Annotated in this window: 14 protein-coding genes; 6 read left to right on the forward strand and 8 right to left on the reverse strand. The window is 63.3% G+C overall.

The genetic code is table 11. The annotated features are described in order from the left end of the window. Window positions 1–243 precede the first annotated feature (243 nt). From EGJ09_RS23075 to EGJ09_RS23110, 8 genes are all read right to left on the reverse strand, one after another. On the reverse strand, window positions 244–1731 hold the full coding sequence (locus EGJ09_RS23075; protein WP_125924870.1) for an efflux transporter outer membrane subunit: 1488 nt from the start codon (window positions 1729–1731) through the stop codon (window positions 244–246). Continuing rightward, a complete protein-coding gene (locus EGJ09_RS23080) occupies window positions 1728–4835 on the reverse strand; it encodes an efflux RND transporter permease subunit (protein WP_125924871.1) in 3108 nt (1035 codons plus the stop codon). Before EGJ09_RS23080 ends, EGJ09_RS23075 begins: the two co-directional genes overlap by 4 nt. Continuing rightward, the gene (locus tag EGJ09_RS23085) at window positions 4832–7930 is read right to left on the reverse strand and encodes an MdtB/MuxB family multidrug efflux RND transporter permease subunit (protein ID WP_125924872.1); all 3099 of its coding nucleotides are present in this window, start codon (window positions 7928–7930) and stop codon (window positions 4832–4834) included. Before EGJ09_RS23085 ends, EGJ09_RS23080 begins: the two co-directional genes overlap by 4 nt. Further along, window positions 7927–9219: an MdtA/MuxA family multidrug efflux RND transporter periplasmic adaptor subunit gene (locus EGJ09_RS23090; RefSeq protein WP_125924873.1), complete on the reverse strand. Its 1293-nt coding sequence runs from the start codon at window positions 9217–9219 to the stop codon at window positions 7927–7929. The genes EGJ09_RS23085 and EGJ09_RS23090 overlap by 4 nt, the downstream gene beginning before the upstream one ends. A 317-nt stretch (window positions 9220–9536) precedes the next feature. After that, window positions 9537–10037 carry a thiol peroxidase gene (gene tpx / locus EGJ09_RS23095; protein WP_012314653.1) on the reverse strand — a complete coding sequence of 167 codons (501 nt, stop codon included), beginning with the start codon at window positions 10035–10037 and terminating at the stop codon, window positions 9537–9539. Between the two features lie 168 nt (window positions 10038–10205). Continuing rightward, complete coding sequence (locus EGJ09_RS23100; RefSeq protein ID WP_046786087.1) at window positions 10206–11483, reverse strand: serine/threonine transporter; 1278 nt, start codon at window positions 11481–11483, stop codon at window positions 10206–10208. A 263-nt stretch (window positions 11484–11746) separates the two neighbouring features. Further along, window positions 11747–12943 carry an amino acid aminotransferase gene (locus EGJ09_RS23105; protein ID WP_125924874.1) on the reverse strand — a complete coding sequence of 399 codons (1197 nt, stop codon included), beginning with the start codon at window positions 12941–12943 and terminating at the stop codon, window positions 11747–11749. A 130-nt stretch (window positions 12944–13073) separates the two neighbouring features. After that, entirely contained in the window at window positions 13074–14099 is a 1026-nt protein-coding gene (locus tag EGJ09_RS23110; protein WP_125924875.1) for an Ldh family oxidoreductase, read from the reverse strand. A gap of 142 nt (window positions 14100–14241) precedes the next feature. Between EGJ09_RS23110 and EGJ09_RS23115 the strand changes: the two genes are divergently transcribed. The 6 genes from EGJ09_RS23115 to EGJ09_RS23140 all read left to right on the forward strand — a co-directional run bounded on the left by EGJ09_RS23115 (window position 14242) and on the right by EGJ09_RS23140 (window position 19550). Beyond that, the gene (locus EGJ09_RS23115; RefSeq protein ID WP_125924876.1) at window positions 14242–15105 is read left to right on the forward strand and encodes a MurR/RpiR family transcriptional regulator; all 864 of its coding nucleotides are present in this window, start codon (window positions 14242–14244) and stop codon (window positions 15103–15105) included. Window positions 15106–15126: 21 nt separating this feature from the next. Next, window positions 15127–15879, forward strand: a complete 753-nt coding sequence (locus EGJ09_RS23120) for a transporter substrate-binding domain-containing protein (protein WP_046786083.1) — start codon at window positions 15127–15129, stop codon at window positions 15877–15879. Window positions 15880–16058: 179 nt separating this feature from the next. After that, complete coding sequence (locus EGJ09_RS23125; RefSeq protein WP_046786082.1) at window positions 16059–16778, forward strand: ABC transporter permease; 720 nt, start codon at window positions 16059–16061, stop codon at window positions 16776–16778. Continuing rightward, a complete protein-coding gene (locus tag EGJ09_RS23130) occupies window positions 16775–17485 on the forward strand; it encodes an ABC transporter permease (protein WP_046786081.1) in 711 nt (236 codons plus the stop codon). The genes EGJ09_RS23125 and EGJ09_RS23130 overlap by 4 nt, the downstream gene beginning before the upstream one ends. Window positions 17486–17500: 15 nt before the next feature. Then, complete coding sequence (locus EGJ09_RS23135) at window positions 17501–18745, forward strand: FAD-binding oxidoreductase (RefSeq protein ID WP_125924877.1); 1245 nt, start codon at window positions 17501–17503, stop codon at window positions 18743–18745. A 22-nt stretch (window positions 18746–18767) separates the two neighbouring features. Continuing rightward, the gene (locus EGJ09_RS23140) at window positions 18768–19550 is read left to right on the forward strand and encodes an amino acid ABC transporter ATP-binding protein (RefSeq protein ID WP_046786079.1); all 783 of its coding nucleotides are present in this window, start codon (window positions 18768–18770) and stop codon (window positions 19548–19550) included. The last annotated feature ends 138 nt before the right edge of the window (window positions 19551–19688 follow it).

Below are 19688 nucleotides of genomic sequence, written 5' to 3' on the forward strand. Positions count from 1 at the left end.
ACGGGACAGGGGCCCGAAAAAGCCGACGATTGTACTCAAGCTTTGGCGAAACGCACGGGATTTCTGAGCGCTCAAATGGATCTGTAATTATCTGCGAGAGTCCACCAGCCCCGCGATAGAGCCCCCCGACGAACCACTGACATCAAATTGCCATTGGTCGGCTTTTGTCGCGCCTGAAGGGCAGGTGAAAAAAGGTGTTGGCTCATGCCTGAGCGGGCATTTTTTCGACACTAGACCGCGCCTTCACTCCTGACTGGCAAACGCTTGCCCGGCATCCCAGCCGCCGCCCAACGCAGCGATCAGCTGCACACTGGCCACCAGACGCCCCTGTAACAGGTTCAACACACTGCGCTCATTGCTCAGCGCCGTGGTCTGTACATTGACCACGTCCAGATAGCCGATCAGCCCGGCCCTGTACTGGTTGTCGGTCAGGCGCAACGACTCACGCGCGGCATCCAGAGCTTCCTGGCGCACGAGCGCCTCTTCGCCGTAAACCTTGAGTTGCACCAGGTAATTCTCGACCTCCTTGAAGCCGTCGAGCACGGTCTGGCGGTACTGCGCCACGGTCTGGTCGTATACCGCGACAGTGCGGTCAACCTCGGCGCTGCGCTTGCCGGCATCGAAGAGTGTCAGCGCCAGTTGCGGCCCTACCGACCAGTAACGATTGGGCAACTGAATCCAGTCATTGAAGGTACTGCTGGAATAACCACCGCTCATGCTCAGGCTCAAGTCAGGGAAATAGGCGGCCCGTGCCACGCCGATGTTGGCGTTGGCCGCCATCACGTTGCGCTCGGCCGAAGCGATGTCCGGGCGGCGCTCCAGCAGTTGCGACGGTAGGCTTACCGGAATCTGCGGCAAGGCCGGGATGCTTTTGCTGTCGGCGAGGGCAAACTCGGCGGGTGCCTTGCCCAGCAGCACGGCAATAGCGTTTTCGAACTGTGCACGCTGCCAGACCAGATCTATCAGGTCGGCTTGGGTAGTCTTGAGCTGGGTACGTGCCTGGGCCACTGCGTCGGGGCCGGAGACGCCTGCACGGTACTGGTTCTCGGTCATGCGCAACGAACGTTCATACGTCGCGACGGTGGCTTCCAGCAGGCGCTTCTGCTCATCGATAACGCGCAACTGCAGGTAATTCTGCACCAGCTCAGACTGCTGGCTGAGGCGGATCGCGGCGAGGTCGGCGAAGCTCGCTTGAGCACTGGCCTCGTTGGCGTTCATGGTCTCGCGCAACTTGCCCCACAGGTCGATTTCCCAGCTCACGCCAAGCTGCGCGTTGTAAGTGTTGCGAATACCGCTGCTGTTGTTGGAAAGGCTGGAGCTCGAACTGCCTGTGCCCTGAGCCGAGCGGTTCTTGCTGGTGGTCAGGTCCAGGCTTGGGAACAACGACGCACGGCTGCTGCGCACCAGCGCTTGGGCCTGGCGGTACTGGGCTTCGGCCTGCGCCACACTCTGGTTGCTGCGGTTGAGCTCCTCGACCAGAGCGTTGAGCCCCACGTCACCATAGATTTCCCACCAGGCGCCACGGGCGATGGCATCGGACGGGTTGGCCTGGGTCCAGCCCTCGGCCTGTTTGAACTGCGCCGGTGTGCTCAGCTCCGGGCGATGGTAGTCCGGGCTCAGGGTACAGGCGCTTAGCAGCGCCGCACACAGACCGGCACCGACCAGGCGTGAGCCACGCCCGCGGGTCAGCAGTTGCAGGGCGCGGTGGAGTGGGGACTGGGCAAAATTCATAGCGGGGTATCCAGAGCGGCATCGGTGCGCACGCCGCGCCAATGGTTGAATCGGTGGCGCAGGCGGTCGAGGTACAGGTACACCACCGGCGTCGTATACAGGGTCAGGACTTGGCTGAAGACCAGGCCGCCAATGATGGTCAGGCCCAACGGCTGGCGCATTTCCGCACCCTCGGCGCGGCTGAGCAGCAGTGGCAAGGCGCCGAGCATGGCCGCCAGCGTGGTCATCAGGATCGGCCGCAGGCGCAGCAGGCAGGCACGGCGGATCGACTCTTCCGGCGTCAGCCCCTGATGGCGCTCCAGTTGCAGCGCCAGGTCGATCATCAGGATGGCGTTCTTTTTCACCACGCCAATCAGCAGGAACAGGCCCAGCAGGGATATCAGGCTGAATTCGCCCCCGGTGACATAGAGCGCAAGCAAGGCACCGACGCCAGCCGAAGGCAAGGTCGAAAGGATGGTCAGCGGGTGAATGTAGCTTTCATACAGTATGCCCAGCACCAGATACACCAGCACCAACGCGCCAAGAATCATGAACGGCTGGCCCTGCTGGGTCTTGGCGAAGGCGTCTGCCGTGCCGCCCAGCTTGGCAATCACCTCCTCGGGCAGGCCCAGCTTGGCCACCGCCCGCTCCACCGCCGCCATGGCCTGGTCGGGGCTGTAGCCTTCGGCAACGTCGAAGGCGATGTCTTCGGCAGCGAACTGGCCCTCATGGCTGACCCGGTCGTTTGCCAGGCTGTTCTCGTAATGGGCGATGGTCGACAAGGGCACACGCGCCCCGTCACTGGTGATCACCTGCACCTGCTCCAGGCTGCTTGGGTCCCAGGCGTATTTCGGGTTGATTTCCAGCACCACCTGGTACTGGTTGAGGCTGTCGTAGATGGTCGAGATCTGCCGTTGACTGTAAGCGTTGTTCAGAACGGTGGTGACCATGTCCATGTCGATACCCAGGCGCTTGGCCTGGTCGCGATCGACTACCAGTGTCACCTGCTGGGTACCGGAGCCGTCGCGAGCATCGATGGCGGTCAGCTCGGGCAGCGCGCGCATGGCTGCGACCACCTTGGGGAACCACTGGCGCAACGCTGCCAGATCGCCGCTCTGCAGGGTGTACAGGTACTGCGACGAGGTCTGGTCACGGCCACCGCCGCCCAGCTGCAGGTCCTGGTCAGCCATCAGGAACAGCCGTCCGCCAGGGACCTTGGGCATTTCCTTGCGCAAACGCTCGATGACCTGCTGCGCATCGATCTTGCGCTCGCTGATCGGCTTCAGGCGCACCAGCACCATGGCGTTGTTGGTACCACTGTTGCCACCAATGAAACCGGCAACACTCTGCACGGCCGGGTCGGCCAGCAAGGCACGGCGGTAGATTTCCATCTTCGGCTGCATCACGGTGAACGACAGCCCGTCGTCACCGCGGATGAAGCCCATCAGCTGGCCGGTGTCCTGCTGCGGGATCAGCGTTTTCGGCACGACCACATACAGCACGATGTTCAGGCCGATGGTTGCCAACAGGCTGATCAAGGTCAGGCGCTTGTGGCGAAGGGCCCAACTCAGGCTGCGATCGTAGCCTTCGACCATGCGCTTGTGCACATTGTCGCTCCAGCGCTGCAGGCGCGTCTGTTCGGCGCGGTGGGGCTTGAGCCAGCGGGCACAGAGCATCGGGGTGAGGGTCAGCGAAACCACCAGCGAGACGATGATCGCCGCCGCCAGGGTAATCGAGAACTCCTGGAACAGGTTGCGCACGATGCCGCCCATGAACAGGATCGAAACGAACACCGCAACCAGCGAGACGTTCATCGACAGCAAGGTGAAGCCAACTTCCTTGGCGCCGAGGAACGCCGCACGCATCGGCGGCTGGCCGTCCTCGATATGCCGCGAAATGTTTTCCAGCACCACGATGGCATCGTCCACCACCAGGCCTGTGGCCAGGATCAACGCCATCAGCGACAGGTTGTTCAGCGAAAAACCGCACAGGTACATCACCGCGAAGGTCCCCACCAGCGATACCGGTACCGCCAGGCTGGGGATCAACGAGGCGCGCAGGCTGCCGAGGAACAGGTAGACCACGAGGATCACCAGCACCACGGCGATCAGCAGCGTGTGCTCGGCTTCCTTGAGGGTGGCCTTGATGACCGGCGAACGGTCCATGGCCACGTTCAGTTGCACGCTGGCCGGCAGCAGCGACTGCAGGGCCGGCAACTGCGCGTGGATCTGGTCGACGGTCTCGATGATGTTGGCGCCGATCTGACGGTTGACCACCAGCAGCACGGCACTCTGATCGTTGAAAAAGCCGCTGTTGTAGCGGTTCTCGACGCTGTCTGTGATGGTCGCCACGTCGGACAGGCGCAGTATCGTACCGTTCTGCTGCCGGATCACGATCGGTTCGTAATCCTTGGCTTTTTCCAGCTGGTCGTTGGCCCGTACCTGCCAGTTGCGCTCGCTGTCCTCGACGAAACCCATCGGCCGGCGCTGGTTGGCGTTGGCCACCGCAGTGCGCACTTCGTCCAGGGACAGGCTGTACTGGTTGAGCAGTTGCGGCTCGACGGAAATGCGCACAGCCGGCAGCGAACTGCCGCCGATCTGCACTTCCCCTACCCCACTTACCTGAGCCAGGCTCTGCGACAGGATGGTGTCAGCCAGATCGTACAACTGGCCTTTCTGCAGCACATCAGAGGTCAACGACAGCACCATGATCGGCGCCTGCGACGGGTTGAGTTTCTTGTAGGTCGGCATGCTGCGCATGCCGCTGGGCAGCAGGTTGCGGGTGGCGTTGATCGCCGCCTGCACCTCGCGCGCGGCGCCGTCGATGTCCCGGCCTTGCTCGAAGCCGATGATCACCCGGGTCGAGCCCTGGTTGGAGCTACTGGTCAGGGTGGTGACACCGGCGATACTGCCAAGCTTGCGTTCCAGCGGCGTGGCTACCGTGGAGGCCATCACCTCGGGGCTGGCGCCAGCCAGGTTGGCTTGAACCACGATCACCGGGAAGTCCATCTGCGGCAACGGCGAAACCGGCAGCAGGCCGAAGCTGACGCCACCAAGCAGCATGATTGCAAGGCTCAGCAGCATGGTCGCCACAGGCCGGCGAATGAAAGGGCCGGACAGGTTCATGCCTCGGCCTGCGTGGTGTCAGTGGCCGGGCGCCAGCGCCGTGCCAAGCGGTCGAAGTACAGGTAGATGACCGGCGTTGTGAACAGGGTCAGCACCTGGCTTACCAGCAAGCCGCCGACCATGACCAGCCCCAGCGGCTGGCGCAACTCGGCACCGGAACCTGTGGCCAGCATCAGCGGTACTGCGCCGAACAGCGCAGCCAGGGTGGTCATCAGGATCGGCCGGAAACGCAGCAGCGCCGCCTGGTAGATCGCGTCGTGCGGGCTCATGCCTTGGTTGCGCTCGGCCTCGAGGGCGAAGTCGATCATCATGATCGCGTTCTTCTTGACGATGCCGATGAGCAGAATGATGCCAATGATGGCGATCATGCCCAGGTCGTTGCCGCTGAGGATCAACGCCAGCAAGGCACCGACCGCCGCCGACGGCAAGGTCGAGAGGATGGTGATCGGGTGAATGTAGCTCTCGTACAGCACGCCGAGCACGATGTACATGGTCACCACGGCGGCAAGGATCAGCAGCAAGGTGCTCGACAGGGACGCCTGGAAGGCCTCGGCAGCGCCCTGGAAGCGGGTCTGCACGCCGATGGGCATGCCGATTTCCTGCTGGACCTGCTCGATCACCTTGACCGCTTCGCCCAGCGACGCACCATGCGCCAGGTTGAACGACATCATCACCGCGGGGAACTGGCCGATGTGTGAAATCGCCAGCTGCGCCTGGCGCTGCTCGATGCGCGCCAGTGCCGACAGGCGTACCTGACCACCGTCACTGGCCTTGACGTGGATCGACTCCAGCGCCTGTGGGCCGATGCTTGCTGCATCGCGCGACTGCAGCACCACCCGGTACTGGCTGGCCTGGGTATAGATGGTCGAGATCTGCCGCTGGCCGAAGGCGTCATACAGGGCGTTGGTGATTTGCGATACATCGATGCCCAGGCGGCTGGCCATGTCACGGTCGATCACCAGGTACACCTGCAGCCCCTTGTCCTGCAGGTCGCTGGCCACATCCTGCAGTTCCGGCCGCTGTTGCAGCGCATTGACCAGCTTGCCGCTCCACTGCGCGAGCAGGTCGGCGTCGGGCGAGGACAGGCTGAACTGGTACTGCGTGCGGCTGACCCGATCCTCGATGCTCAGGTCTTGCACCGGCTGCATGAACAGGCGGATGCCGACCAGCTTGTCGAGCTGAGGCTGCAAGCGGCTGATCACCTCGCCGGCCGTCACGTCGCGCTCGCCGTGGGGTTTGAGGTTGATCAGCAGGCGACCACTGTTGAGCGTGGCATTGTCGCCGTCCACGCCGATGTAGGACGACAGGCTCTGCACGGCCGGATCCTGCAGGATGATCGTGCTCAGCGACTGCTGGCGTTCGCTCATGGCGGCGAACGAGGTGGACTGCGGGGCTTCGGAGATACCCTGGATCACCCCGGTGTCCTGCACCGGGAAGAAGCCCTTGGGCACCACCATGTACAGGAAAACGGTCAGTGCCAGGCTGGCGACCGCCACCAGCAAGGTCAGCGGCTGGTGCCGGAGCACCCATTGCAGGCCACGGCCGTAGTAGTCGATCAGCCAGTCGATCCAGGCACCACTGGCGCGGTAGAAGCGGCCTTGCTCTTCTTCTTTGGGTTCACGCTTGAGCAGGCGTGCGCACATCATGGGTGTCAGGGTCAGCGAGACCACCAGGGAAATCAGGATAGCCACCGCCAGCGTGATGGCGAATTCGCGGAACAGCCGGCCCACCACATCGGCCATGAACAGCAGCGGGATGAGCACGGCAATCAGCGAGAAGGTCAGGGAGATCAGGGTGAAACCGATCTGCCGCGCGCCCTTGAGCGCAGCCTGCATGGGCGTTTCGCCCTCCTCGATGTGCCGCGAGATGTTCTCCAGCATGACGATGGCGTCATCGACCACAAAACCGGTGGCGATGGTCAGGGCCATCAAAGTCAGGTTGTTGATCGAGAAGCCGGCCAGGTACATCACGCCGAAGGTGCCGATCAGCGACAGCGGCACGGCAATCGACGGGATGATGGTGGCACTGATGCGGCGCAGGAAGACGAAGGTCACCATCACCACCAGGACGATGGCGATCAGCAGTTCGTGCTGCACATCCTTGACCGCGGCGCGGATGGTCTGGGTGCGGTCGGTCAGCACCGACACCTCGAGGCCGGCGGGCAGGTTGTCGGTGATCGACGGCAGCAGGTCCTTGATGCGGTCGACCACCTCGATGACATTGGCACCGGGCTGGCGCTGGATGTTCAGCAGTACCGCCTGGTTCTGGTTGGCCCAGGCAGCGAGGCGTTCGTTCTCGGCTCCGTCGACGATTTCGGCGACGTCCTTCAGGCGCAGCGGCGCACCGTTGTTGTACGCCAGGATCAGGTTGGCGTACTCCTCGGGGGAACGCAGCTGGTCATTGGCATCGAGCATCGACACCCGGGTCGGGCCATCGAAGTTGCCCTTGGGCTGGTTGACGTTGGAGGCGCCAACCAGGGTACGCACGTCATCGAGGTTCAGACCATTGGCGGCCAACGCATCGACGTTGACCTTGATGCGTACAGCCTGGCGCTGGCCACCGGCGATGCTGACCATGCCCACGCCGCCGATTTGCGCGAGCTTCTGCGCCACGCGGGTGTCGACCAGGTCGTTGAGCTTGGGCAGCGGCATGGTTTTGCTGGAAATGGCCAGGGTCAACACCGGGGTATCGGCAGGGTTGACCTTGTTGTACACAGGTGGTGCCGGCAGGTCGCTGGGCAGCAGGTTGCTGGCGGCGTTGATCGCGGCCTGTACCTGCTGCTCGGCAACGTCCATGTTCATGTCCAGGCTGAAGCGCAGGGTCAGCACCGAGGCACCGCCAGAACTGGTCGATGCCATCTGGGTCAGGCCCGGCATCTGGCCGAACTGGCGCTCGAGCGGCGCGGTCACGGCGCTGGTCATCACCTGCGGGCTGGCGCCCGGATACAGGGTCATGACCCTGATGGTCGGGTAATCGACCTGCGGCAAGGCCGAAACCGGCAGCAGCTTGTACGCGATCAGGCCGGCCAGCACGATGGCCAGCATGCTCAGCGTGGTGGCGACCGGGCGAAGGATGAACAGGCGCGAAAGGTTCATGCGCCCGCCTTGCCTGCCGTTTCACCGGTCTGGGCCGAGCCTTTGCCGTCCTGCCCCTGCAGGTGCTGGCCGGGGGTGGCCGGTACTTGCGAGCTGTCTTCGACCACTTCGACCTTGGAACCTTCGCGCAGGCGGTCGGTGCCTTCGAGCACCAGGCGGTCACCGGCCTTGAGGCCTTCGAGGATCACACTGTTCTCACCGTCACTGGGGCCCACCTTGAGCTTGCGCACATTGACCGTGTTGTCGGCAGTGACGACATAGGCGAAGGTGCCGTCGTTGCCGAACTGGATGGCCGCCGCCGGTGCCATGACGACCTGCTTGAGGGTGTCGGCCAACAGGCGCACGTTGACGAACTGGTTGGGGAACAGGGCCATGTCCTTGTTCTCGAAGCGGCCTTTGAACTTCAGGGTACCGGTGGTGATGTCTATCTGGTTGTCGATGCTGGCCAGCACGCCAGTGGACTGCAGCTTGCTGTCGCCGCGGTCCCAGGCCTCGACCGGCAGGCTGGCACCGCTGCGGTAACGTTCCAGCACGGTAGTCAGCTCGGTTTCCGGCAAGGTGAAGGCAACGCTGATCGGTTCGGTCTGGGTGATGACCACCAGGGCGGTAGTGTCATTGGCCGCCACCAGGTTGCCCAGGTCGAGCTGACGCAGGCCCACCCGGCCACTGATCGGCGCGCGGACCTGGGTGAAATCAAGGTTCAGGCGGGCATCATTGACCTGAGCCTGGTTGGTTTTCACCAGCCCCTGGAACTGCGCCACCTGGGCTTCGGACGTATCGAGCGTCTGCTTGGCGATGCTGTCTTCGGCGTACAGGCCTTTATAGCGCGCCAGGTCGACTTGGGCGTTCTTGAGTTGCGCCCGGTTTTGCGCCAGCGTGCCTTCGGCCTGCTGCAGCGCGATGCGGTAGGAACGCGGGTCGATCTCGGCGAGCAAGTCGCCAGCCTTGACCTGCTGGCCCTCCTTGAAGTGGATTTTCACCAGCTCACCGGCAACACGGCTACGCACGTTGACGGTATTGGTCGCGGTAACCGTGCCAAGCGCCTTGTAGTAGAGCGGAAAGTCGCCCACCCGTGCAGGTTCCACACGCACTGGCACCGCTTCGGTGGAGCCGCCGAAGCCGGGACGGCCCATACCGATGCCCATGCCCTTGCCCGGGCGACCCCCGCCCGCTTCTTTTGGGGCAGGCGTTGCAGCGGGCCACAACCACCAGGCCAGCAGGGCCACCAGCAGCAGGATCAGCAGGCCAACGAGCCAGCGACGAGGGGATCGGGAGACGGAAACTCGCATGGGTTGAACGAACCTTGTTCGGAATGACGACTTGGGAAGGTGAACGATAAGCACTGGCACTCTTTTAGCAAAGGCCCTTTACCAGAGGTTTACCTTTGCCTGACGTTGCCAAGAGGCTGAACTTTAAATGAAAACGGCCCGGAAAGCGTTCCGGGCCGTTACAGGGTGTTGCTTGGAGAGGCAGCGTACTGAAGAGTTCCGAGGCCGAAACCTTCGATAAAGGCCTTCGTTACGCTCAATGCCAGCCAGCTAAGCGATTTAGGGCCGCTTTGCGGCCCTGACAAGCCCAACTGACTGGCATCAGCCCTGCACCATTCTTACTTCAACACCGCCAGTGCCGCGTCATAGTTCGGCTCGTCAGCGATTTCGCCTACCAGCTCGCTGTGCAGCACCTTGTCGTTTTCGTCCAGCACCACCACGGCGCGGGCAGCCAGGCCGGCCAGCGGGCCGTCGGCAATGGCAACACCGTAGTTTTCGAGGAACTCGCGACCACGCAGGGTCGACAGGTTCTTCACGTTCTCCAGGCCTTCGGCGCCGCAGAAGCGCGCCTGGGCGAACGGCAGGTCGGCAGAGATGCACAGCACCACGGTATTGGCCACATCGTTGGCCTGGGCGTTGAACTTGCGCACCGAGGTAGCGCAGGTCGGGGTATCGACGCTTGGGAAGATGTTCAGCACCTTGCGCTTGCCGGCGAAGTCCTTCAGCGACTTGTCGGCCAGGCCTTCACCTACCAGGGAGAAGGCCGGAGCCTGGGCACCGGCTTTTGGCAGCTCGCCGTTGACCTGAACCGGGTTGCCTTTGAGAGTCACTTGAGCCATGGACGAAATCCTTATGCGGGGTTTGAAAAGGACACTGAGTTAAGCATGAAGGCGGCCGGGTGCCTATGGGGTTCAGTGAAATTGTTCTATTGCCTGACAGTTTTTGTGGACAAAAAAATGTCCGGGTTGCTACAAGCAGCCCGGACATTTCTCAAAGCGAACGACGGATCAGCCCAACAGGCCGTACACCACAGAAGTCAGCGCAACCAGGCCAACCACCACTACGAAGACGTTAGACAGCGCGCCACTGTACTTGCGCATCGACGGCACGCGGCGGATGGCGTACATCGGCATCAGGAACAGCAGCACGGCGATGATCGGGCCACCCAGCGACTCGATCATGCCCAGGATGCTCGGGTTCAGGGTGGCGACGATCCAGCACACCACCAGCATCAGCGCGGCAACCACACGGTCCAGCGCCTTGGCGCCCGGGCGTGCACCGGTTTTGGCGATGATGCCCTTCAGGCCTTCGCTGGCACCGATGTAATGGCCCAGGAACGACTTGGCGATGGCGATGAAGGCGATCAGCGGCGCGGCGAAAGCGATCGTCGGGTTGCTGAAGTGGTTGGCCAGGTACGACAGGATCGACAGGTTCTGCGCCTTGGCCTCAGCCAATTGAGCGCTGTCGAGGGTCAGTACGCAGCTGAAGACGAAGAACAGCACCATGGCCACCATCAGCAGGTGCGCGCGTGCCAGGATCTGGCCGCTGCGCTCGTCGGCGTGTTCGCCATACCGGCGCTTCTGGTCCACGGCGAAGGCCGAGATGATCGGCGAGTGGTTGAACGAGAACACCATCACCGGGATCGCCAGCCACACGGTGTGCAGGAAGGCCGAACCCGATGGCAGTTGGGAAGCGCCGTCGAGGATACCCCCGGTCCAGTGCGGGACCAGGTAAAGGCCCAGCAGCGCCAAGGCGACGATGAACGGGTAAACCAGCAGGCTCATGACCTTCACCGTGGCCTGCTCACCGCAGCGCACGATGGCCAGCAGGCCCAGGATCAGCACGAACGACAACAGCGCCCGCGGCGGCGGGGTCATGTGCAACTGGTGCTCCATGAAGCTGGTGACCGTGTTGGTCAGCGCCACGCTGTAAATGAGCAGGATCGGGAAGATGGCGAAGAAGTACAGCACGGTGATCAGTGCACCGGCCTTGATGCCGAAATGTTCTTGCACCACCTCGGTGATATCCCCGCCACTGCGCCCGGACAGGACGAACCGGGTCAGGCCGCGGTGGGCGAAGTAGGTCATCGGGAAGGCCAGTGCGGCGAGGATCAATAGCGGCCAAAAACCACCGAGGCCGGCGTTGATCGGCAGGAACAAGGTACCTGCACCGATAGCGGTGCCAAACAGGCCCAGCATCCAGGTAGTGTCATGACGGGACCAGCTGCCAAGGGCAGCCGGGGTCGATTCGAAGCGTTGTTCAACGCTTGGGGCCTGCTCGTTCATTCCGGGTGCAACTCCACTCGCAAGACTGCAACAGGGCTGGGAGTGGCGAAACAGAGGCTTCGAGCACCCCAACCAGAAAAGAGGGGCGCGATTGTGCACTGAAAGTGGGCGGTTGCGAAGCCCCGCCCGAGGGACGGTTGCACTTGTCTTTACAAGCGGGGTTGCACCATGGGGCCGCCTTGCGGCCCTTTCCGACCGGTCCGGCGCCCCGGCAAGGCCGCTCAGACGTTCGCGAAGCCTTGCAGGAGCGGCACTGTGCGGTGTTACTTCTGAACGGCAGCGAACGCTTCGGCAACCCGTTGCAGGTTGGCCGGGCGCAGGCCGGACATGCACACCCGGCCGCTGTCGATCAGGTACACACCGAACTCGTCGCGCAGGCGGCGGACCTGCTCGACGCTGAAACCTGTGTAGCTGAACATGCCACGCTGGCGCAGGAAGAACTGGAAGTCCTGGCCTGGCAGCAAAACGGCCAGCGCATCGACCAGGGCCTGGCGCATATCGAGGATGCGCTTGCGCATCACCTCGACTTCAGCGGCCCACTGCGCATTCAGCGCAGCATCGCCGAGCACACCGGCTACCAGCTGTGCGCCGAAGTTGGGCGGGCTGGAGTAGTTGCGGCGCACAGTCGCCTTGAGCTGGCCAAGCACGCTTTGGGTGGTGTCTTCATCGTCGCAGACCACCGACAGGCCCCCTACCCGCTCGCCATACAGCGAGAAGATCTTCGAGAACGAGTTGCTGACCAGGCACGGTACGCCGGCACGGGCCATTTCGCGGATGGCGTAGGCGTCTTCCACCAGGCCCTCGCCGAAACCTTGGTAGGCGATATCGAGGAACGGAATCAGTTGGCGCGCCTTGACCACTTCCACCACGTGCTGCCACTGCTCCTGGGTAAGGTCGGCACCGGTGGGGTTATGGCAGCACGGATGCAGCAGCACGACGCTGTTGGCCGGCAGGCCCTGCAGGGTCGCCAGCATGCCGTCGAAGTCCACGCCTCGGCTGGCCTGGTCGAAGTACGGATAGCTGTGCACCTTGAACCCGGCACCTTCGAAGATGGCGCGGTGGTTGTCCCAGGTCGGGTTGCTGACCCAGACTTCGGACGTAGGGAAGTAACGCTTGAGGAAATCGGCGCCAACCTTGAGCGCGCCGGAGCCGCCGACGGTCTGCACAGTCGCCACGCGCTTGCCGGTGACGGCTGGGTGATCGGCACCGAACAGCAGTGCCTGGATCGCCTGGCGGTAGCTGGCCAGGCCTTCCATCGGCAGGTACAGCGAAGCCTCGTGGGCCACGCCGGCGATGCGTTTTTCAACCGCATCCACCGCTTTGAGCTGCGGCACCACGCCGGCCTCATCGTAATAAAGGCCGATACTCAGGTTGACCTTGTCGGCGCGCGGGTCGGCCTTGAAAGTTTCCATCAACGAGAGGATCGGGTCGCCGGCATAGGCATCGACATGTTTGAACACAGCGTGCAGCTCCTTGGATCAGGACAGTTCGGAAAGGCTCAGGTGAGGATACCCGGACTCGGCGGGCAGGAACATCACCTATTGTGCAAGGTTGTCTATGCAAGATTGCACAGCGGGCATTTGCAGCGTGTCAGCCGGCCAGCGCCTTGAGCTCCTGCAGCTCAACCTCAGTCACCGCCACCCCTTCACGCTGTGCAATTTCCCGCTCCCGGTAGCGCCGCTCGCCCGGCATACGCGACAACCCCACCGCCTGCATCTGCTCGACCAGCTCCCGGCTGCGTTGGGCAAACCGGTCGCCTTCGGCCTTGCTCGGGTCGATGACGATGATCAGTTGCCCGGTCCACGGCGTTTTCGCCCCAGGGTGGCTCGCCCAGTCGAATTCCCAAGAGAAATGCCCACCGGTCAGCGCCGCCGCCAGCAACTCGACCATCATCGACAGTGCCGAGCCCTTGTGCCCGCCGAAGGGCAGCAGCGCACCGCCTTCCAGGATGGCCTTGGGGTCGGTGGTCGGCTGGCCATCGGCGTCCACGCCCATGCCCTCCGGCAGCTGCTGGCCGGCCCGCGCAGCAATCTGTACGTCACCATGGGCCATGGCGCTGGTGGCCATGTCAAAAACGATAGGGTCGTGCCCCGCACACGGCGCGGCAAAGGCAATCGGGTTGGTGCCGAACAGCGGCTTGCGCGCCCCGTGTGGCACGACACAGGTCATGCTGTTGACCACGCTCAGGGCCACCAGGCCCTCATCGGCAAACGGCTCCACATCGGGCCACAGCGCTGCGAAATGGTGGGAGTTGTGGATCGCCAGTACCGCGATGCCGGCACTGCGGGCCTTCTCGACCAGCATTGCACGCGCCGCGGCCAGGGCCGGCTGGGCAAAGCCCCCGCCAGCGTCTACCCGAACAAAGCCCGCCGCCACGTCAGTCACCTGCGGTATGGCACAACCGTTCACCCAGCCGCTGGCCAGGGTCGAGACATAGCCAGGCATACGAAACACCCCGTGGCTATGGGCGCCATCGCGCTGAGCGCTGGCGCAATTGTGGGCGAGCACGCCGGCCACCGCCGCACTGCAGCCGTGACGCTGGAAGATCGCTTGCAACAACCCCTGCAGTTCGGCAAAAGGCATGCGTACGACAGGGTGGGTGGAAGGTGCAGACATCTGAAGCTCCTTTCTTGGAATTGGAATGGCAACAGCGTGGGCCGCGACAAAAACTTTCCCGCATGTGACAGCTATCTGTCAAATGTTGACTCTATGACAGAAAACATTCATTTTCTATTCACGCCTCGCCTGGAGCAACAGCATGAGCCAACCGATCAAACAACGCCTGGAACACAGCCTTCAAGCCGCGACTGCTTCAGGCCACAAGATCGCCAGCTACATGCTCGCCAATCTCCAGGAATTGCCGTTCCAGACCTCGGCCAGCATTGCCGCCAAGCTCGGCGTCAGCGAATCCAGTGTCGGGCGTTTCTGCCGCTCACTCGGTTATGCCCATCTCAAGGCGCTCAAGCAAGACCTCCAGAGCGACCTGGGTGATGGCCCATGGCTGGTGGGAGACCGCCTGGAGGAATACCGCCAGCAGCACGACGACAACACCCGCGCAGGCAGCCTTGAGCTGGAAATTGCCGCGTTGGTACGGGTGCACGAATACAGCCGCAGCGAGGCCTGGCACATAGCCGCCCAGCGCCTGGCAGACAGGCCGCGGGTATTCATTGCCGGTTTTCAGACCGAGCGTGGTGTGGCCCAGTGCATGGCCCACCTGCTGCACTACCTGCGCGACGGCGTCCAGGTGGTCGATGGCAGTGCCGGGCACTTCGGCGAGGTGCTGCTCGGGCGCCCGGAAAACAGCGCGCTGGTGGTGTTCGAGGCACGCCGTTATTCCCGCCATGCCTTGCTGCTGTGCCAGAAGGCACGCCAGGCCGGTATCCCGGTCACGCTGGTGACCGACACCTTCTGCGACTGGGCCGATGCCAATGCCGACGAGGTGTTCCGCATCCCCACCGAATTCAATCTGTTCTGGGAGTCCACCTCGGCAATGCTGTCGTGGGTGCACCTGATGGTCAACGAGGTCTGCAAGAAGCTCGGGCCTGATGTTGAAAAACGCTTGGAAGCGACTGCCGCTCTACATAACGAATTCGTCGGCTACACGACGGGAAAACAACAATAGCAAGAGTGCAAGAGGTGCGAGATGAACAAGACCATGGCTATGGTGGGTGCATGTGCCCTGCTGCTGGCGGCTAACGCCAGCGCCGAAACCCTGCGCTTCGCCACCGAAGGGGCCTACCCGCCCTTCAACTATGTGGATGCCGACAACCAGTTGCACGGTTTTGACATCGACATCACCCACGCTCTGTGCGAGCAGATGAAAGTCGAGTGCACCCTGGTGGCGCAAGACTGGGAAGGCATCATCCCGGCCTTGATGGCACGCAAGTACGATGCGGTGGTGGCTTCGATGATCGATACCGAGGAGCGCCGCAAGAAAATCGCCTTCACCGACCATTACTACCGCACGCCGCTGACCGTCGCCGTGGCCAAGGACAGCAAGATCAGTGATGCGCAGAACACCTTCGAAGGCTACACGGTGGGTGCCCAGTCGTCCTCGACCCAGGCGATCTATGCCGAAGATGTGTATGCCAAGGCGGGCGCTGACGTGAAGCTCTACCCGACCATGGACGAGGCCAATGCCGACCTCGCCGCCGGCCGCCTGGACGGGGTGATCGCCGACAAGTTCCCGCTGCACGAGTGGATGAACAAGAACGGCCAGGACTGCTGCAAGGTGCTGGGTGACGTGGCCGGCACCAAGGCCGATGCCGCCATCGCCGTGCGCAAGGACGATGAAGCACTGCGCCAGCGGCTGAATACCGCGTTGGCGCAAATCGTCGCCAACGGTACCTACCAGAAAATCGCCAGCAAGTACTTCGACTTCGATATCTACAACTGATTCCGCCTGCAACGACGCGCTCCTCCGTAGGAGCGGCCTTGTGTCGCGAAAGGGCCGCAAAGCGGCCCCAGGCTTGTGCAGCGCCACCAGAACCTGTGGGGCTGCTGCGCAGCCCTTTCGCGACGCAAGGCCGCTCCTACAGCGCTCGCGCGTGGAGCAGTCAATTCTAGGGATATGTCATGCTCGATCAATTGTCCTTGCTGTCCTTCGCCAGTGGTGGCTGGGGCCAGGCGCTGCTGGCAGGCGCGCTGGTGACCGTGTCACTGGCCCTCGCCTGCCTGCCCATCGGCTTGCCACTGGGCCTTGTCGTGGCCCTGGCGGCGCGCTCGCGCAAGCGCCTGCCGCGTGCCTGGTCAACCACATTTTCCACCGTGTTCCGCGGCCTGCCCGAGCTGCTGACCCTGCTGATCATCTATTACGGTTGCCAGATCGCCGCACAGCAACTGCTGGCCGCCATGGGCTATCAAGGTGAGTTCCTGATCAATACGTTCCTCGCGGCGATGATCGCTTTCAGCCTGGTGTTCGCCGCCTTTTCCAGCGAGATCTGGCTGGCTGCTTTCAAGACCCTGCCCAAAGGCCAGCTTGAGGCCTGTGCGGCATTGGGCCTGGGCAAGCGCACCGCCTTCTTCAAGGTGGTACTGCCACAACTGACGCGCATCGCCCTGCCGGGGCTCTCCAACAACTGGCTTTCGTTGCTCAAGGATACCTCGCTGGTATCGACCATCTCGCTGGTCGACCTGATGCGCCAGACCAACCTTGCGGTCAGCGTGACCAAAGAGCCGATGTTCTTCTACGGGGTGGCCTGCCTGGGTTACCTGCTGTTCTCGGCGCTATCGGGGCGGGTGTTCGCCTACATCGAACGGCGCAGCAACCGCCACCTGCAAGGAGCACGCGCATGAGTGCCGAACAATGGCTGAGCCTGGTACTGGACCCCGACCTGCTGGAGCGCTACGGGCCACGGTTCATCGACGGGCTGCTGGTAACTGCCAAGCTGGTAGCGATTTCCTTCACCCTCGGCGCCATGCTCGGCCTGCTGCTGGCGCTGGCCCGGATGTCGCGCAACCTGCCGCTGCAGCGCCTGGCGGCCGGCTACATCTATTTCTTCCGTGGCTCCCCCCTGCTGGCACAACTGTTCCTGCTGTACTACGGGCTTGGGTCGCTGAAGGGGTTCTGGCAGGACGTCGGCCTCTGGTGGTTCTTCCGCGAAGCCTGGCTCTGCACCCTGCTGGCCTTCACCCTGAACACGGCCGCCTACCAGGCCGAAATCTTCCGCGGCAGCCTGATGGCCGTGGCGCCAGGGCAGTATGAAGCAGCCAGGGCTCTGAACCTCAAACGCTCCACCACCTTCTTCAAGGTCATCTTGCCGCAATCGTTGCTGGTGGCCATCGGCCCGCTGGGCAACGAACTGATCCTGATGATCAAGGCCAGCGCCATCGCCTCGCTGGTGACCATCTACGACCTGATGGGCGTGACCAAATTAGCGTTCTCGCGCAGCTTCGACTTCCAGATCTACCTGTGGGCCGCCGTCCTCTACCTGGTGATCGTCGAACTGGTGCGGCGCCTGCTGAAACACCTGGAGGCCCGCCTGGGCCGCCACCTGAACTGACCGAAGGATACAATCATGCATTGCCAGACCCTTGTCCTGGGCGCCGGTATCGTCGGCGTCAGCACCGCGCTGCATCTGCAGGCACGCGGGCGCCAGGTGATCCTGATCGACCGCAATGAACCCGGTTGCGGCACCAGCCATGGCAACGCCGGGCTGATCGAACGCTCCAGTGTCATCCCCTATGCGTTCCCCCGCCAATTCGGCAAGCTGCTGCGCTATGGCCTCAATCGCCAGCCGGACGTGCGCTACAGCCTGCTGCACTTGCCCAAGGCCGCGCCCTGGTTGCTGCGCTACTGGCGGCAGTCGGCACCGGGGCGGCTGGCCGGGGCCGCGGCCGACATGCTGCCGCTGGTACAACGCTGCGTAGAGGAGCACGACGCCCTGATTTCCGCCGCCGGCCTCGAAGGGCTGGTGCAGGCCAAGGGCTGGATCGAGGTGTACCGCGACCCGGCGTTGTTCGAGCAGGCCAAGGCCGAGGTCAAGGGCCTTGCGCGCTATGGCCTGCACTACGAACTGCTCGAACGCGGGCAACTGCAGGCACGCGAGCACCAGCTCGACAGCACCGTAGTCGGCGGCATCCATTGGCTCGACCCCAAGACCGTGAACGACCCCGGCGCCCTCACCCGTGGTTATGCTGCGCTGTTCGTCCAGCGCGGCGGGCAGTTCCTGCACGGTGATGCGCGCAGCCTGCGCCAGGTCGGCAGCCAATGGCGGGTCGAAAGCCAGCGCGGGCCGGTCACCGCCGACGAAGTGGTGGCGTGCCTTGGGCCACAGTCGGCCGACCTTTATGAGCGCCTGGGCTACACGATCCCGCTGGGTATCAAGCGCGGCTACCACATGCACTACGCCACCCGTGACGGCGCTCAGTTGCAGCACTCGATCTGCGACACCCAGGGCGGCTACGTACTGGCGCCGATGGCCGCCGGCATACGCCTTACCACCGGCATCGAGTTCGCCGCCAGCAGCGCCCCAGGCAACGAAATTCAGCTCAAGCGCTGCGAAGCGCTGGCGCGCACATTGTTCCCGGCACTGGGTGAGCGCCTGGATGACACCCCCTGGCTGGGCCGTCGCCCCTGCCTGCCGGACATGCGCCCCGTGATCGGCCCGGCGCCACGGCACAAGGGCCTGTGGTTCAACTTCGGCCACGCGCACCACGGCCTGACGCTGGGCCCGGTCAGCGGTCGCCTGGTGGCTGAACTGCTGACCGGCGAGCGCCCTTTCACCGACCCTGCGCCTTACAGCGCGGCACGTTTCAACTGACACCACGCGGGAGAACAACAACATGACCGCCCCTTTGAGCGTTGCCAGCCTTGCCCCTGAAAACGACCCACGCCCGGTGCTGATCCGCATCGAGGGCCTGAACAAGCACTATGGCGCTTTCCATGTATTGCGCGACATCGACCTGCAGGTGCGCGAAGGTGAACGCATCGTGCTGTGCGGCCCCTCCGGCTCAGGCAAGTCCACCTTGATCCGTTGCATCAACCGCCTGGAAATTGCCGAACAAGGCAGCGTTCAGGTAGCCGGCACCGACCTGGCCAGCAGCACGCGCCAGGCCGCCCAGGTACGCAGCGACATCGGCATGGTGTTCCAGCACTTCAACCTGTTCCCGCACATGAGCGTGCTCGACAACTGCCTGCTGGCTCCCACCAGCGTGCGCGGCCTGTCCCGCAAGGACGCCGAGGAGCGTGCCCGGATGTACCTGTGCAAGGTCGGCATCGAAAGCCAGGCGCACAAATACCCCAGCCAGCTCTCTGGCGGCCAGCAGCAGCGGGTGGCGATCGCCCGCGCCTTGTGCATGAAGCCGCGGATCATGCTGTTCGACGAGCCGACCTCGGCGCTGGACCCGGAAATGGTCGCTGAAGTGCTGGATGTTTTGGTGCAACTGGCGGGCACCGGCATGACCATGCTCTGTGTTACCCATGAAATGGGCTTTGCCAGGCAGGTTGCCGAGCGGGTGCTGTTCCTTGAAGGCGGGCAGATCATCGAAGACAGCCCGCCGCAGGTGTTCTTCAACCAGCCGCGCACTGCACGTGCCAAAAGTTTCCTGGCGCAGATCCTTCATTGAAGCCACTGCCCCCTTCATTGCACGGCTGCAATGACCCAACTGCGTCGTTAAATATAATTGACCTCGTCCCCTGTCAAACCCTTGCCGCCTGAGGCTCGCAAGGGTTTCAGCCCCCGAATTCAGGCGCTTCAGCCCATT

The organism is Pseudomonas sp. p106 (assembly GCF_003936645.1).
GTDB classification, from domain to species: domain Bacteria; phylum Pseudomonadota; class Gammaproteobacteria; order Pseudomonadales; family Pseudomonadaceae; genus Aquipseudomonas; species Aquipseudomonas putida_E.

Excerpts from the sequence above, each read along its gene's own strand:
- EGJ09_RS23120 (WP_046786083.1), top strand. The coding sequence starts at position 15,127 with ATGAACAAGACCATGGCTATGGTGGGTGCATGTGCCCTGCTGCTGGCG.
- EGJ09_RS23115 (WP_125924876.1), top strand. The coding sequence starts at position 14,242 with ATGAGCCAACCGATCAAACAACGCCTGGAACACAGCCTTCAAGCCGCG.
- EGJ09_RS23130 (WP_046786081.1), top strand. The coding sequence starts at position 16,775 with ATGAGTGCCGAACAATGGCTGAGCCTGGTACTGGACCCCGACCTGCTG.
- EGJ09_RS23140 (WP_046786079.1), top strand. The coding sequence starts at position 18,768 with ATGACCGCCCCTTTGAGCGTTGCCAGCCTTGCCCCTGAAAACGACCCA.
- EGJ09_RS23125 (WP_046786082.1), top strand. The coding sequence starts at position 16,059 with ATGCTCGATCAATTGTCCTTGCTGTCCTTCGCCAGTGGTGGCTGGGGC.
- EGJ09_RS23110 (WP_125924875.1), bottom strand. The coding sequence starts at position 14,099 with ATGTCTGCACCTTCCACCCACCCTGTCGTACGCATGCCTTTTGCCGAA.
- EGJ09_RS23135 (WP_125924877.1), top strand. The coding sequence starts at position 17,501 with ATGCATTGCCAGACCCTTGTCCTGGGCGCCGGTATCGTCGGCGTCAGC.
- EGJ09_RS23085 (WP_125924872.1), bottom strand. The coding sequence starts at position 7,930 with ATGAACCTTTCGCGCCTGTTCATCCTTCGCCCGGTCGCCACCACGCTG.
- EGJ09_RS23100 (WP_046786087.1), bottom strand. The coding sequence starts at position 11,483 with ATGAACGAGCAGGCCCCAAGCGTTGAACAACGCTTCGAATCGACCCCG.
- EGJ09_RS23080 (WP_125924871.1), bottom strand. The coding sequence starts at position 4,835 with ATGAACCTGTCCGGCCCTTTCATTCGCCGGCCTGTGGCGACCATGCTG.
- tpx (WP_012314653.1), bottom strand. The coding sequence starts at position 10,037 with ATGGCTCAAGTGACTCTCAAAGGCAACCCGGTTCAGGTCAACGGCGAG.
- EGJ09_RS23075 (WP_125924870.1), bottom strand. The coding sequence starts at position 1,731 with ATGAATTTTGCCCAGTCCCCACTCCACCGCGCCCTGCAACTGCTGACC.
- EGJ09_RS23090 (WP_125924873.1), bottom strand. The coding sequence starts at position 9,219 with ATGCGAGTTTCCGTCTCCCGATCCCCTCGTCGCTGGCTCGTTGGCCTG.